The sequence below is a fragment of the Roseixanthobacter finlandensis genome (genome assembly GCF_043195105.2).
Taxonomy (GTDB): Bacteria; Pseudomonadota; Alphaproteobacteria; order Rhizobiales; family Xanthobacteraceae; genus NCEH01.
In genome coordinates this window covers 83,586-97,844 of the sequence record NZ_CM195536.1, presented here as the reverse complement: position 1 = coordinate 97,844, position 14,259 = coordinate 83,586, and the positions used below count along the sequence as shown (strand labels likewise).

At 68.6% G+C, this 14,259-nt stretch carries 14 protein-coding genes and 1 pseudogene; 6 read left to right on the top strand and 9 right to left on the bottom strand.

All coding sequences use genetic code 11. The features are described from left to right. Positions 1-41: 41 nt before the first annotated feature. Positions 42-1,451 carry an MATE family efflux transporter gene (locus V5G24_RS00595; protein ID WP_394078548.1) on the bottom strand — a complete coding sequence of 470 codons (1,410 nt, stop codon included), beginning with the start codon at positions 1,449-1,451 and terminating at the stop codon, positions 42-44. 127 nt (positions 1,452-1,578) lie between these two features. Here V5G24_RS00595 and V5G24_RS00590 point away from each other — a divergent pair, with 127 nt between their 5' ends. Both V5G24_RS00590 and V5G24_RS00585 read left to right on the top strand, forming a co-directional pair. Beyond that, positions 1,579-2,100 (top strand): MarR family winged helix-turn-helix transcriptional regulator, encoded by a 522-nt coding sequence (locus tag V5G24_RS00590; RefSeq protein WP_394078546.1) that lies wholly within the window; start codon positions 1,579-1,581, stop codon positions 2,098-2,100. Between the two features lie 112 nt (positions 2,101-2,212). After that, positions 2,213-2,335 carry a hypothetical protein gene (locus tag V5G24_RS00585; RefSeq protein WP_394078544.1) on the top strand — a complete coding sequence of 41 codons (123 nt, stop codon included), beginning with the start codon at positions 2,213-2,215 and terminating at the stop codon, positions 2,333-2,335. Between the two features lie 77 nt (positions 2,336-2,412). On the opposite strand, the gene V5G24_RS00580 is transcribed toward V5G24_RS00585, so the two are convergent. Further along, positions 2,413-3,162, bottom strand: coding sequence for an SDR family oxidoreductase (locus V5G24_RS00580; protein WP_394078542.1), 750 nt, complete (start codon positions 3,160-3,162; stop codon positions 2,413-2,415). Between the two features lie 173 nt (positions 3,163-3,335). After that, positions 3,336-4,445: a GTP cyclohydrolase II RibA gene (ribA, locus tag V5G24_RS00575; RefSeq protein ID WP_394078540.1), complete on the bottom strand. Its 1,110-nt coding sequence runs from the start codon at positions 4,443-4,445 to the stop codon at positions 3,336-3,338. A gap of 227 nt (positions 4,446-4,672) precedes the next feature. Here ribA and V5G24_RS00570 point away from each other — a divergent pair, with 227 nt between their 5' ends. Both V5G24_RS00570 and V5G24_RS00565 read left to right on the top strand, forming a co-directional pair. After that, positions 4,673-5,479 (top strand): RibD family protein, encoded by an 807-nt coding sequence (locus V5G24_RS00570; RefSeq protein WP_394078538.1) that lies wholly within the window; start codon positions 4,673-4,675, stop codon positions 5,477-5,479. Next, the gene (locus tag V5G24_RS00565; RefSeq protein WP_394078536.1) at positions 5,439-5,990 is read left to right on the top strand and encodes a cytochrome b; all 552 of its coding nucleotides are present in this window, start codon (positions 5,439-5,441) and stop codon (positions 5,988-5,990) included. Before V5G24_RS00570 ends, V5G24_RS00565 begins: the two co-directional genes overlap by 41 nt. Here the strand turns inward: V5G24_RS00565 and V5G24_RS00560 are convergent. From V5G24_RS00560 to V5G24_RS00545, 4 genes are read right to left on the bottom strand one after another with little or no spacing between them, the layout of a single operon-like run. Next, positions 5,977-6,876: an SAM-dependent methyltransferase gene (locus tag V5G24_RS00560; RefSeq protein ID WP_394078534.1), complete on the bottom strand. Its 900-nt coding sequence runs from the start codon at positions 6,874-6,876 to the stop codon at positions 5,977-5,979. The two genes, V5G24_RS00565 and V5G24_RS00560, sit on opposite strands and share 14 nt — an antisense overlap. Beyond that, positions 6,873-7,934, bottom strand: coding sequence for a glycosyltransferase family 4 protein (locus V5G24_RS00555; protein WP_394078532.1), 1,062 nt, complete (start codon positions 7,932-7,934; stop codon positions 6,873-6,875). Before V5G24_RS00555 ends, V5G24_RS00560 begins: the two co-directional genes overlap by 4 nt. Further along, entirely contained in the window at positions 7,931-8,335 is a 405-nt protein-coding gene (locus tag V5G24_RS00550; protein ID WP_394078530.1) for a 6-pyruvoyl trahydropterin synthase family protein, read from the bottom strand. The genes V5G24_RS00555 and V5G24_RS00550 overlap by 4 nt, the downstream gene beginning before the upstream one ends. 18 nt (positions 8,336-8,353) lie before the next feature. Next, complete coding sequence (locus V5G24_RS00545) at positions 8,354-9,367, bottom strand: zinc-dependent alcohol dehydrogenase (protein ID WP_394078528.1); 1,014 nt, start codon at positions 9,365-9,367, stop codon at positions 8,354-8,356. 120 nt (positions 9,368-9,487) lie between these two features. Between V5G24_RS00545 and mdoH the strand changes: the two genes are divergently transcribed. Together mdoH and V5G24_RS00535 are read left to right on the top strand one after the other, a co-directional pair. Then, a complete protein-coding gene (gene mdoH, locus V5G24_RS00540) occupies positions 9,488-11,278 on the top strand; it encodes a glucans biosynthesis glucosyltransferase MdoH (RefSeq protein ID WP_394078526.1) in 1,791 nt (596 codons plus the stop codon). Between the two features lie 180 nt (positions 11,279-11,458). Then, positions 11,459-12,486, top strand: a pseudogene (locus tag V5G24_RS00535) (IS110 family RNA-guided transposase). Between the two features lie 365 nt (positions 12,487-12,851). On the opposite strand, the gene V5G24_RS00530 reads toward V5G24_RS00535, so the two are convergent. Both V5G24_RS00530 and glk read right to left on the bottom strand, forming a co-directional pair. Beyond that, positions 12,852-13,058, bottom strand: coding sequence for a hypothetical protein (locus V5G24_RS00530; RefSeq protein ID WP_394078524.1), 207 nt, complete (start codon positions 13,056-13,058; stop codon positions 12,852-12,854). A 190-nt stretch (positions 13,059-13,248) separates the two neighbouring features. Further along, positions 13,249-14,199, bottom strand: a complete 951-nt coding sequence (gene glk / locus V5G24_RS00525; RefSeq protein ID WP_394078522.1) for a glucokinase — start codon at positions 14,197-14,199, stop codon at positions 13,249-13,251. Positions 14,200-14,259: the final 60 nt, after the last annotated feature.

Here is a 14,259-nt window from a genome sequence, read left to right as displayed (position 1 = left end):
ATAAGGGGCGCGATCAGGGTGAAACCGTCAAGATAACGCCTTTAGCGAAACCAGGAACCCGAGGCGACCGAAACGCCCACCACAGCCCCATAGGACAACAGTCCGCAGGCATAGACCGCGAACAGCCAATGCAGCGAGCCCGTGACCGAAAGCGCGAGCGCGCCGCCGCCCACGGCAATGGCCATGCGCAGCAGGCCGGCGACGAGGGGCCAGCCGAGGCGGCCGGCGCCCTGGGAGGCGAAATAAAGCGTCATGCCGAGCCCGAAGAAGCCGAAGAACGGCCCGACCGTGCGCAGATAGAGGGTGCCCACCGCCAGCATCTCGGGCGTCGCGTCGAACAGGCCCAGCCATGCGGCGGGCCAGATCGCGGCGGCAATGCCCACCGTTTCCGTGAGCACAAAGGCAAAGGCGCCGCCGATCAGTGCGATCCGCAGCGCGCGCCGGTTCTGTCCGGCGCCGATATTGGTGCCCACCAGCGCCACCAGCGGCGCGCCGAGCCCGAAAGCGAGCGGCGGCAGCAGATATTCGAGCCGGGTGCCGGTGGCGAAGCCGGCCACCGCGCCCGGCCCCGCATGGGCGGCGACCAGGCCCATGGTGGCCGCGATGGTCACATTGATCTGGATGGTATTCACCGCCGCGACCGCGCCCACCTTCAGGATGTTCCAGGCATAGGGCAGGTGCAGGCGGGTCCAGGCGAAGCGCGCCACATTGCGCCCGCTCGCCACGTACCAGGCCAGGATCGCGGTGCCCACCGCGTAATAAAGCAGCATGGCGATCGCCCCGCCGGCGATGCCGTAGGAGGGAATCGGGCCGAATCCCAGGATCAGCGCACAGGACAGCGGCGCCAGCAGCACCGCGCCGGCGCAGATCACGATGCCGGGCACCAGCATGTTGCCGGTGCCGCGGATGATGCTCGCCAGCGCATTGAACACCCAAAGCAGCACCATGCCCGCGAACAGGATGCGCGAATAGGTGATCGCGGCGTCCAGCGACGCACCGCTGCCGCCGAGCAAGGCGAACAGGTGCCGGCCGAACAGCAGGACCAGAGCGGAGAAGGTGAGGCCGAAGCCGATATTGATGACCAGCGCATGCAGCACGAGGCTGTCCGCCTCGGCCCGCCGCTGGCCGCCGAGGGCGCGGGCGATGGCGGAGGAGATGCCGCCGCCCATGGCGCCCTGGGACATGTTCTGCATCAAGATCAGCACCGGCAGCACCAGCGCCATGCCGGTGAGGGCATCGATGCCGAGACGGGCGATGAAGGCCATTTCGATCAGGCCGGTGCTCGATTGGGCGAGCATCACCAGGATGTTCGGCCAGGCAAGGCGCGCGAGCAGCGGGGCCACCGGGGCTTCCAGCAAGGCGCGGGTGCGGGACGACAGGGCCGCCGCCCCGGTGATCGGGGCCGGCGTGGGGGACGCGGCGCGGGTCGGCTTGGACAAGGTGTCGAGCATGTCGCTTTCCGATGCGCCGGTGGCGGAGACCGCGCGTCGCCCTGATTTACGGGCATATACCCATAAATTTGAAAATAGTGGCATATGCGAGTATTCGTCAATTGACGGCCCCGTGAGGAGCAGGGACATGGCAGGGCGCAAGAACTCGTCGGCCGGGGTAGGATGCGAGCCGGATGCCGCTCCCGCCGGTGCTTATCCCAACGCCGGGCGGTGCAACGGCACGGCTTTACGCAAGGCCACGCGGCGCGTGTCGCAGCTGTATGATTCGGTCCTGGCGCCGTGCGGCCTGAAGGGCACCCAGCGCTCGCTGCTGATCCATATCGCGCGGGCCGGAACGCCGACCATGGGCGAGCTGTCCGCCGCCCTGGTGCTCGACCGCTCGGCTCTCGGGCATAATCTCAAGCCGCTGGAGCGCGACGGCCTCGTGGCGCTCGTGCCGGATGAACAGGACAAGCGCAGCCGCCGGGTGGTGCTGACGCCGCTCGGCAAGGCAAAGCTCGATGCCTCCATGGCGCTGTGGGCGCAGGCGCAGGCGCGATTCGAGGCGGTGTTCGGACACGCCGAGGCGGCGGCATTGCGCGCATCGCTGGAGCGCATCGCCTCACCGGAATTCGCCGAGGCGTTCTCCCGCACCGAGGCGCCGGTCTGACATTCGCGCCGGCAGCTTTCGCGTTTTGTCGGCGCGTCGGACATGGCAACGTGATTTGATGCGGCGGCGTGCGCGTTCTTCTAAGGAGGACGCTCCCAGCCGGAGCGTCGCCGTGATCCTCCAGGCGGTGGATGCGGAAAAGCCGCCGCTGCGGCTCGCGCTCGGGCCCGACGCCCATCGCAACATCCGCACCAAGCTTGCCCGCGTCGCGGCCGATACGGATTTCCGCGAATAGGAAGAGCCGGCCTGCGGCACGTCCCCTCCCCGCCCGTGGAGAAGGGGACGTTCCAGCGTGGCGGAAGGCGTCTGGGCTCAGCCGCGCCCGACGAACGGCATCTTGGTGGCCATCACGGTGATGGTCTGCACGTTCGCGCTCAGGGGCAGGCTTGCCATGTAGAGCACCGCGTCGGCCACGTGTTTGGCGTCGATCATCGGCTCCGGCTTCATAGAGCCGTCCGCCTGGATGATGCCGTTCTTGATGCGCTGGGCCATTTCCGTATCGGCATTGCCGATGTCGATCTGGCCGCAGGCGATGTCATAGGCGCGGCAATCCAGGGAGGTGGATTTCGTGAGGCCGGCGATCGCGTGCTTGGTGGAGGTGTAGGGCGCCGAATTGGGCCGGGGCGTGTGGGCCGAGATCGAGCCGTTGTTGATGATGCGCCCGCCCATGGGGGTCTGCGCCTTCATGATGCGGATCGCCTGCTGGGTGCACAGGAACGGGCCGGTGAGGTTGGTGTCCACCACCATGCGCCATTGCTCGTAGGTGAGATCTTCCATGGGAACGCCGGGCGCCCCGGTGCCGGCATTGTTGAACAGCAGGTCGAGCCGGCCGTAGGCTTCCTTCACCGCCGCGAACAAGGCGGCGACGGAAGCCGGATCGGTCACGTCCGTCGGCACCACCAGAGCGGGCGCGTCGCCGAGCGAAGAGGCGGTGGCCTCCAGCGCCTCGCGCCGGCGGCCGGCGAGGGCCACGCTATAGCCGGCGCCAGCAAGGGCTTGCGCGACGGCGCGGCCGACGCCGGAGCCGGCGCCGGTGACGAGGGCGATCTTGGTGGCGGTCATGAAGTCTCTCTCCCGAGTGTTCTCGATTCTCTTCCCGCCGCCCCAGGTCAGACCCATGGCACGGCGGCGCGGACCTTATGCCGCGCAAAGAGTGGCCCGCCATGGAAAGCCCAAGCGGGGAGAGATTTCAATCGTTTTGATTTGACCTGACGCAGGGTGCCCCGCGCCCGCGCTCAGTCCGGCGCGCGGGCGGCGAGCACTTCGAAATCAATATAATGGCCGGCGCGGTCGCGCTTGGAGGCGAGGTAGCGCACATTCTCCAGCGTCGGTCGCCCGAGCACCCGCTGTTCCGCCACCACGTCCAGCCCAGCGGCCTTCAGGGCGGCAATCTTCTGCGGATTATTGGTGATGAGCTGCACTGCTGTCACCCCGAGCTGCCGCAGCATTTCGGCGGCAAAGTCGAAGCGCCGCTGATCGAGCCCGAAGCCGAGCACGGCATCGGCGTCATAGGTATCATAGCCTTCGGACTGAAGCTTGTAGGCGCGCATCTTGTTGGCGATGCCGTTGCCGCGCCCTTCCTGGTCGAGATAGAGCAACACCCCGCCAGCGCCGCGCGCCATGCGCTGGACCGTATCGCGCAATTGGTCGCCGCAATCGCATTTCAGGCTGCCGAACAGATCGCCCGTGAGGCAGGCCGAATGCAGCCGCACCGGCACCGCCTGGGAGAGATCCGGCTTGCCGACGATGATCGCCACCTGGTCGCGCAGGCCCTCGCCGCCGCGAAACACCACGAATTCGGTTTCCGGCGCGCCTTCCAGCGGCACCGGCGCGCGGCCGACGATGGTGAGGCGCGCGGCCTGGTCGGCGCGGAAGGCGGCGATATCGGCGCCATCCACCCGCAGCACCTGTTCGAGCCCGGCGCCGTCGCTGGGCGCGAGCACCGCGGCGGGCAGCACCAGCGCAAGGCCGAGCAGGTCGAGCGCGGCAACATCGAGCGCGGTCGCGGGGGCGACCGGGGCGTCGACCCGCGCATCCACCTTGAGGGTGAGCATGCCCACCCGTTCCGGATCCATCTGGGGCAGGGCGATCGAGCCGTCCTCGTCGCGCGGGCAGCCGAGGCGGACCAGGCGCGGACCCGGCAGCACGAGTCGCCCGATGCCCTGGACCTGTTCGGCGAAGGCGTTCGCCAAGGACGCGTCGAACGCTTCGGCGCCGATCACAAGCGCGCGATCCTCGCCCTGCGACAACAGGACCGGCCGGCCGGACCGCAGTTCGGAAATCGCGCGCTCCACAGCGGTGATACGTGGATCCGCGCGACCGAGAATATTCACACTTGGGGACATTACAGCCTCTTCACCCACTAACATGTGCCACGGCCGCGTTTCTGCAAGCCCCGTGCTACCTTCTGGCCCCGTGCACCTCGCCGCATCCGGCGGGTGCGTGCGCGGCCGTCGTCACCAAACGGTGCCATTGCCGTTGCGTTCCCAGCCCCCCGACCTGGCGCAATCATTATCGCGCGATACGCCGGCCCCTGCATCCGGCGGCGCCCGTTTATGCTAAGTCGAGGGCGATGCAGAACTATGACCCATTCCTGAGCTTGAGCGCGAGTGCGCAATGCGCGGATCGCTCCCTCGTGATCGGCCAGCTCGGCCAATCGCTGGACGGGCGTATCGCCACGGTTTCAGGCGAATCCAAATACATCAGCGGCGGGTATGCGCTGGACCATCTGCACCGGCTGCGCGCGAGCGCCGATGCGGTGCTGGTGGGGGTGGGCACGATCGTCGCCGATGACCCGCTGCTGAACGTGCGCCGCGTTCCGGGCAAAAACCCCGCCCGTGTCATCATCGATCCGTCCGGCCGGCTCGATCCCGCCGCCCGCTGCCTTGGCGCGGACGGGGCCCGCCGGCTGGTGCTGCGGCGTCCGGATGTCATGGGCGCGCTTCCCCCCGGCGTCGAGGCGGTGACGGTGGCCGCCGACGGCGCGGGGCGCATGACGCCACAGGCCATCCTTGAAGCGTTGCGGGCGCAGGGCCTGTTCCGCATCCTGGTGGAGGGCGGGACGCGCACATTGTCGTCATTTCTCGATGCCGGCTGCATGGACGGCTTCCATGTGCTGGTATCTCCGGTCATTCTCGGCTCCGGCCGCGCCGGTCTTGAGCTTGCGCCCATCGCCGCGCTAAAGGATGCGCTACGGCCGGCGAGCCGGGTCGAGGTTTTTCCCGACGGCGATGTGCTGTTTGCGTGCGATCTGCGCCTGCCCGCGGCCGGGGGCGTTCACGTTTCGGACACCGGCACGGGGGATGGCCGCCCCCCCCATGAGGACGGGACGCGCGACCATGAGCGAGCCGCAGGTCATTCCTTATTCTCCGCCGGCTAGGTGGATTCACTGGATCACGGCGGCGGCGGTGCTGCTGGTGATTCCGTTCGGCTTCATCATGCTGCGCCTGCCGGACGGGCCGGCGCAGAACCAGCTGTTCGACCTGCACCGCTCCATCGGCTTCACCATCCTGTGCCTTGCTGTGTTGCGGGTGGCGGTGCGGGTGGTGAAGGGCAAGCCGCCCCGCCCGCTCGGCCTGCCGGATTGGCAATGGGCGGCCTCCAACGGCGTGCATCACCTGCTGTATGTGCTGATCTTCGTGATGCCGTTGCTCGGCTGGGCGGGCTCGTCCGCCTATGGCTCGGCGGTGAGCGTGTTCGGCCTGTTCACGCTGCCGGCCATCGCGCCGAAGAATGAAGCCCTGTCCGACCTGTTGAACGGCGCACACCAATATCTCGGCTATCTCACGGCGGCCCTGGTGGCGCTGCACATTCTCGCCGGCCTCTACCACGGCATCATCCGGCGCGACGGGGTGCTGTCGCGCATGCTGCCGCAGCTCAGCCGGGGCTGAGCGGCGGCGCAGGGTGCGGCCAGGCGAGCAGATCGGCGTGGCCGATCTCGCACGTCGCGTGCCGGCGGGCGGTCAGCCAGGCGGAGATGGTCTCTTCCGCCAGCAGCCCGGTCTGCGCCGCCGCGCCGGCCGTGCCCTCCGCCAAAGCGGCGATCAGGGGGCCATGATCCGGGCCGAGGCGCCAGGGGCTGCCCTCCTCCCGCGTACCATACCCTTGTGCCTGGAAGGCTTGAGCCAGCAAGGCGCTGGCGTGCGGCCCGGCGGCCGGGCCGAAGCCCTTGTCGCGGGCCTGATGGGCCTGGAAGGCGCGGGCGATCTCGTCATCGGCCGCATGGCCGGGCTGCCAGGTGTCGCGGCCGTCGCAGGTCAGCACCGTGTAGAACAGCGCGCCGCGCTGCGCGACCTGCGCCGCGAACCGGGCGATCCAGTCGGCGGAGACGAGGTCGAAGAAGGCCGAGGCGGTCACGAGGTGCGGCGCGTCCTGCCCGATGGAATCGAGGCCGGCGGCGGGATCGGCGGCGAGGTCGGCCTGGGCGAAGGCGATGGCGATGCGCCGCTCCGGCCCTTTCAGAACCAGCCGGGCGCCCGCGTCATGGGCCGCCATGCCCTGTTCGCCGCCCCAGGCCGCCAGCGCGGCGCGGGCCTCCTCCAGCAAGGCGGGGTCATGATCCAGCAGCCGCCAGCTCTGGCGCGGGCCGAGCAAAGGCGCGGTGGCGCGCAGATTTGAGCCGGTGCCGGCGCCGAGATCGACGATACGCTGTTCGCGGTCCGCCCCGCCGGCGTGCACGGCGATGCGCTGCGCGAGGTCGGCGACAAGGGCGGCATGGCGCGCGGCCACGTCCGCAGGCTCGCGCAAAGCGAGCCATTGGGCGGAAAATCCTGTCATGGCAAGGTCTCCAGCGCTGCGGCACGCGCGAGTGCGCCGGCGATAAGCTGCGCGGTATCGTCCCAATCGGGCAGCATCCGCCCGGCGGCGAAGGCGGCATCGGCGAGGCGCCGGCGCTCCTTTTCGGAAAGCAGGCAGATGCGCAAGGCGCCGGCGAGCGCCTCCACATCGCCCGGCGGCACCTTCAGCGCGGCACGGTCCGGCACGGTCTCGTTCGCCGCGCCGCCGGTGGTGCAGATCATGGGCAGGCCATGGCGCATCGCTTCCGCCAGCACCATGCCATAGCCCTCGAACAGGGAGGGGTGGACGAACAGGTCGCAGCCGGCGAACGCCTGCGCCAGCTCCTGCGCCGGCCGCGCGCCCGCGAGAGCGATGCGCTCCTCCAGGCCATAAGCGGCGATGAGGGCGCGCATCTGCGCCACCGTCGCGGGATTGAGGTCGAGGCTGCCGATGATGGTGAGGCTCCAGGCGAAGCCCTTCAGCCGGCCAAGCGCCTCAAGCAGCACGTCATATCCCTTGCGCGGGATGAGCGAGCCCACGGCCAGCAGGCGCGCCGGGCTCCCGTCCGCCGGGGCCCGCGCGACCTGCGCGGAGCCCGGCATCGCGATGGTGAGGCGCGCGGGATCGACGCCGAAATCGCGGCACAGGGTGCGGCCGGTCGCCGGGCTGGTGGCAATGACATGGGCGCACCGGGCCAGCGCCGCGCGTTCGCTGACCGCCAGGCGGGCCTGGTCCCCAGCCGATAGTGCCTCTTCCAGCGCGAGCGGATGGTGGATGAGCGCGACGATGCGCCGGTTCAGCGCCGCGAGCCCCTCCGCCGGCAGGGCGCCGAGGGCGAGGCCGTCCACCAGCAGCAGGGTCTGCGGCGCCGTGGTGGCGAGGGTGTCCAAGGCTTCGCCCACCTGCGCGCCGGTCGGGGCGGGAAAGCCGGCCGGCAAGGCGAGATGGGTCAGCGACAGGCCGTCCCGTGGAAAGCGCTTCAGCACTTCGCGGTCATAGGCATAGCCGCCGGTCGGCAGGTTGAGGTCGCCGGGGATCGCGAAGGCGGCCGCCCTCATGCGGCGATATCGCCCTCGTACCAGGCCCGCGCCACATGGGATTCATGCAGCGTCACCCGCAGCTTGGCGAGCGCGTCGCCGCCCGCGCCCAGGGCGCCGGTGCGCGCGGCGTCCGTCATGCGGTCGAAGATGTGGCGGCACAGCACCTCGGTCGTGGTGTTGCGCCCGGCGAATTCTGGCAGATCGTCGAGATTGCGATAGGTCAGAGGGCCGAGCACCGCCTTGAGCGCGTCGAGGGCGCGGCCGATGTCCACCACCACGCCTTCGGTGGTCAATTCGCGCGCGAAAAAGGTGACATCCACCACGAAGGTGGCGCCGTGCAGCGCCTGGGCCGGGCCGAACAGATCGCCCTTGAAGCTATGGGCGATCATGATGTGGTCGCGCACTTCCACTGCATACATGGGAGAGATCCTTGCCGTTCAGGCGGTATAGCGCACCACGGTCGCCACCGCATCGGGGCGGGCGCCGAGGATGCGGTCGAGCGATTGGGGCAGGTCGGCGAAGGCCACCTCGTCGGTGATCAGGGCGTCGAGCCGGGGATCGGCCAGCAGGTCCAGCGCCTTGGCGAGCCGGCGCTTCAAGGTCCAGCGCGGCTGGCGCTCCGGCGGCACGGCGCCGACCTGCGAGGACAGCAGGCGCAGCCTTTTCGCATGGAACGGGCCGCCCAGCTCCACCGTCACCGGCTTGTCGCCATACCAGCTCACTTCCACCAGGGTGGCGGAATGGCCGCAGCAGCCGATGGCGGCGGCGAGCCCTTCGGAGGTGGCGCTGGCATGGAACACCACGTCCGCCTCGGCGATCGGACCGGGGGAGGCGGCAAACCGCGCCCCGAACGATTCGACGATCGCCCGGCGCTGGGCGCACGGGTCGAGGGCGGTCACGTCCGCGCCCGGCAGTTGGGCGGCGAGATAGACGATCAGCAATCCCACCAGCCCCGCGCCCACCACCACGATGCGGTCGCCGGCGCCCGCGCCGCTGTCCCACAGCGCGTTCAGCGCGGTTTCCATATTGGCGGCGAGGGTGGCGCGGCGGGCTGGCACATCGCGCGGCACCAGCATCGCCTGGTCGGCGGCGATCAGGAAGCGGTTCTGGTGGGGATGCAGCGCGAACACGTCGCGGCCGAGCAATGGGGCCGGGCCGGCGGCGACGCGGCCGACCGCGCAATAGCCGTATTTGACCGGGAAAGGGAACTCGCCGCACTGCATGGGCGCGCGCATGCAGCCGCGATGCACCGGATCGGTAAGGCCGTCATAGATCAGGCGTTCGGTGCCCCGGCTCACCGCGCTCCAGGAGGTTGCGATCAGAAGCTCGTCACGTTCGCGCGGGCGCAGCGTTTCGCTCTTGAGGCGGGCGCAGCGCGGGGCGACATACCAGAGCGCCTCGGCCTGGACCGGGTCCGGGGCCGCACATTCGGTGTGGTCGAGAGGTTTCACGTCCCTGGCATCTCCGATCCGCTCGCGCGCTTGTTCCTGGCTTTGGCGCGCAGCACGTTGTTCCATCATCGCTATTCCGCCGACCTCCCGCATTGATCCATCCCACCCACCGGAGCCTTCATGAACGTCCGGCCTGAGCCTTCCGCCTTGCTCGCCGATCTCCTGCCCGCAACCGCCGCCTGTCTGCGGGCGATGCGCCGCCGCCGCCTGGCGATGCTGGCCCTCAATCTCGCCACCCTCGCGCTGGTCGCCCTGTTCGCGGCGCGGCTCGCGGCGCAGAACGGCGGGCGGGCGGTCGATCTGGTGCTGCTGGCCTGCGTGCTGGTCGCAACGCCCTGGAATGCGATTGGTTTCTGGAATGCGTCGGTCGGTCTTTTTCTTCTGCACGCGCGCCGTGACGGTGTGATGCAGGCGGCGCCGTTCCTGGGCCGCATGCGCGATGCCCCGGTCTCGACGCGCACCGCCATTCTTATGACGCTCCGCAACGAAGATCCCGAACGGGCGCTGTCACGTTTGCGTGCGGTAAAGGCCGGGCTCGACGCCACCGGCTTCGGCGGGCAGTTCGATTATTTCCTGCTCAGCGATACCAATCGCGCGGACGTGGCGCGGGCGGAGGAAGAGGCGGTGGCCGGCTGGCAGGCCGAGGCGGGCGGGCGCATCCTCTATCGCCGCCGTCCGGTGAACACCGGGTTCAAGGCCGGCAATGTGCGGGACTTCTGCCTCACCTGGGGCGGCGCCTATGATTTCATGCTGCCGCTCGACGCGGACAGCCTGATGGGCGCGCCGGCGGTGCTGGATCTGGTGAAGATCATGGAGGCGAACCCGCGCTTCGGCATCCTTCAGAGCCTGGTGGTGGGCCTGCCCAGCGCCAGCGGGTTCGCCCGCCTGTTCCAGTTCGGCATGCGCCACGGCATGCGCTGCTACACGCTCGGCGCCACGTGGTGGGCGGGCGATTGCGGGCCGTTCTGGGGGCATAATGCGCTGATCCGGGTGCAGCCCTTCACGCTCCATTGCGACCTGCCGCTCCTGCCGGGAGAACCGCCGCTGGGCGGCCCGATCCTCTCCCACGACCAGGTGGAGGCGGTGCTCATGCGCCGCGCCGGCTATGAGGTGCGGGTGGTGCCGGTGGAGGGGGAGAGCTTCGAGGAAAATCCCCCCACGCTGCTGGATTTCATGGCCCGCGACCTGCGCTGGTGCCTCGGCAATCTGCAATATACCCGCCTGCTCTCCTTGCCCGGCCTGCTGCCCATGAGCCGGTTTCAGCTCTTGTGGGCGATCCTGATGTTCGCCGCCATGCCGGCGGTGCCGCTGGCGCTGTTGCTACTGCCGTTCGCGGCGATGGATGCCTCTCCGGAGGTCGGGGCCGGAACCGCGGGTCTCTATCTCGGCCTGCTGTTCCTCTCCCTCTCGCCGAAGCTTGCCGGGCTGCTGGACGTGGCCCTCACGACCGGGGGCGCGGCGCGCTACGGCGGGGCGCGGCGCTTTACGCTTTCGGCGCTGGCGGAACTCGTCTTCGCCTTCCTGCTCGGGCCCATCATGGCGCTGTCCACCACCCGCTTCCTGGCGCTGCTCGCCTTCGGCCATGTGCATGGGGTGTGGAACGGGCAGGCGCGCGATGCCCATGCCCTGTCCTGGCGGGTTGCCGCGCGGGCGCTGTGGCTGCCGACTGCGTTCGGCCTTGTGGTGGCGCTCGCCATGGCGCTGACGGCGCCGGTGCTGCTGCTCTGGACCGCGCCGCTGATCGCCGGATGCTGGCTGGCGATTCCATTCGCGGTATTCACCGCCGATCCGCGTTTCGGCGCCTGGCTCGCGGCCCGGCGGTTGTGCGCAACGCCGGAGGAAGCCGCGCCGCCCGAGATCTTCTGCGCCCTTGTCCCGCCTGCCGCCGTGCGGCGCCGCGCGGCGGCATGAGGTCGCCCTGAGACCCTGATCCTCCTCCAGATTTTTATAGAGTCCGTCACTGAAGGAGACGATGCGCCCCTTACGGTTTACGGAAGAGATGGGGTATTCGGTGCTGATCTCTTGACCCATTTGCGGCTTTCCGCGGCGAAGAGGACAATCGGGGCCTGAACCCAGCGCCGGGAGGTCCCCCTGGTGTACGGCGGCCTTGATGTCTCTCTGAACTCCGTAGCCGTCAGTGTCATCGACCGGGAAGGTCAAATCCTGAAGGAGGCGAGCGTGGCGTCGGAGGCGTCCGCCATCTCGCAGTGTCTTCAGCCCTGGGGCGCCGGATTGCGAAGATTGGGCTTGAGGCTGGGCCGATGTCGGAATGGCTGACTGCGGGCTTGGCCGAGCTTGGTTTTCCCGCCATCAGTCTTGAGGCGCGGCAGCGGCAGGTGAAGGCGGCGTTGTCGGCAATGCCTGTCAAGACCGATCGGAACGACGCGCGCGGCATTGCCCAGGTGGTCAGGGCTGGCTGGTACAAGGTCGTGCACGTGAAGAGCATCGGCAGCCAGCATGCCCGAACGCTGGTGGCGGCACGCAAGCATCTGATCCGCTCCATCGCCGCATCAGAGCAGACACTTCGCGGATTGCTCCGTCTCTTCGGCTTGAAGGTCGGAATCGTGTCGCGTGCCGGATTGGCCTCCCGTGTCCGAGATCTGGTTGGAAACAACGCCATCCTGGCTGAGGTGATGGCTCCCCTATTGGCAGCCCGGGACGCATTGATGCAGGAGTACCAGCGCCTTCGCCGTCCGGTCGTCCAGGCTGTCAGAAATGATCCGGTCTGCCGACTGTTGATGACCATGCCCGGGATCGGGCCGGTTTCCGCCCTGACATTCAGGGCAACCGTCGATGCGCCAGAGCGTTTCGCTCGCTCCCGGTCCGTGGGAGCCTATCTCGGGCTCACACCTCGGCGGTATCAATCGGGCGAGATCGATCGGACCGGACGGATCACCAAAGTGGGCGACGGGGAGACGCGAACTGCGCTGTTCGAGGCCGCCAACGTCATCCTGCGACCGAGCACACGCTGGTCACCGATGAAGGCCTGGGCGGTGCGTATCGCTCAGCGACAGGGAAGCAACCGGGCGAAGGTCGCTCTGGCTCACAAGATGGCGGTCGTTCTTCACAGCATGTGGCGGAGCGGCACGGAAGTCCGATGGACTGCGGCCGCGGCGTGATCGACCCGGCTGTGGTTCCCTGAACGCCCGTCGCGGGGCGTGGGATGATTGAGTTCGCATGACCTGTCGTCGCAGCCGCTGACGCGGCCGAGCACGCCGAAGAGCTTGAACCGGTCATTCCATCGAACACCATCATGTGGCGATCCTCGACCACGGACGGAAGCAAAGAACCCGCGACGTGCCATCATCGGGGTTGACGAAACTGGACCGAATACAGAAGCAGATCATCGGCCGGCATTGCGGGCGGCCGGAATGGTGCGGAATGGGAGATCGTATGATTTTTGCGCCGGCAGGCGGCATTATAAATACGCGTAGACGCCGCATTCTACACCTAGGTCGGCACTCCGTATGTTGCGCAAGCGGGTCTACTTCTCAGCAAAGAGTATGCTTCCCGCGGCACCCACATCAACACTGCGGAAGCCATGTTTTCCATCTCTGACATCCGCATCGCCGTGACACTCATATTCTGCTTTAATCAATGAGTCCTGAGCTGGCACCATTTGAGCGGAATCAAATTGGTGGTCCCTCGATGACGCTTCCTTCACCAGCGACAACGTGGTGTTCTTGCCCATGGCCCCGGCGCTGGTGGCGCATGTGTATATGATCTGCCGGCGGCGCGAGCAGTCGCCCACCGTGCATGAATTCCTGCGCTGGCGGCAGATGGCGGGCCGCGCTTAAGCCGCGCGCGCCGTTCAGCTTGCACCGCAAGCCGAACGGATACCGCGTTCTCTATCATGAAATGAGAGGACGCGCCGGCTGCCCTCAGGCCGGTTCGAGGGCGGCCAGCAGGCGCCGGCCCACCTCCGCCGCGCCGACCAGGCCGGGGGTGGGATGCACCACCACCCGCACCGGGATCGCGGCGAGCCGGGCCTGGTAGGGCGGATGATCCTCGAAGGCCGCGCGGAACGGGGATTCGGCGAACAATTGCGCCATCGCCGCCCCGACCCCGCCGGAAATGAACACGCCGCCCCGCGCCAGGGTGAGCAAGGCGAAATCGCCCACCACCCGGCCGAGCAGGCGCAGGAACACGTGGCAGGTTTCGCGCTCGTTACGCTGGCCGGAGAGCGCGGCGGTGATGATCGAATGGGAAGTCGCGACCTCCCCGCTGAGGATGCGATGCAGCCGCACCAGCCCGGCTCCGGAGAGCACGTGCTCGACGCTCACCGGGCCGAGATCCTGCACCAGATGGGCCAGCACCCGCGCTTCCTCGGAGGTGACGGCGCCGAAGCGCACGTGGCCGCCTTCCCCCGGCAGCACTTCATAGCCTTCGGCGCGTGGCAGCACGAGCGCGGTGCCGAGCCCGGTTCCGGGACCGCAGACCAGCATCGGCGCGCCCTCCACCGCCTTGCCGGTGCCCACGGTCACGAGGTTCTGCGGGCCGAGGCCGACCACACCATGGGCCAACGCGGCGAAATCGTTCAACACGGTCAGCGCGTCGAGCCCGAGGGTACGGGCAAGCTCCGGGCGGGAGAAGTGCCAGGCCCGGTTGGTCATCTTCACCTCGTCGCCGTCCACGGGACCGGCCACCGCGAACACGCCGGCGCACGGGCGCGGGCCGCCGATATTGGACAGATAGACGCCGAACAGGTCTTCCAGGCTGGCATAGGAATCGTTCGCCTCCACCCGCAGGTCGAACAAGGTGCCGTCCCGGTCGGCGCGCGCGATGCGCGTGGAGGTGCCGCCGATATCGGCAAGAAGGAGCGTCGCGGGCATCAGGCATCCATGGCAGGAAAGGTTCGCGCGCTCAGGATTGAGCGGCCTTTCCGGTGTAAT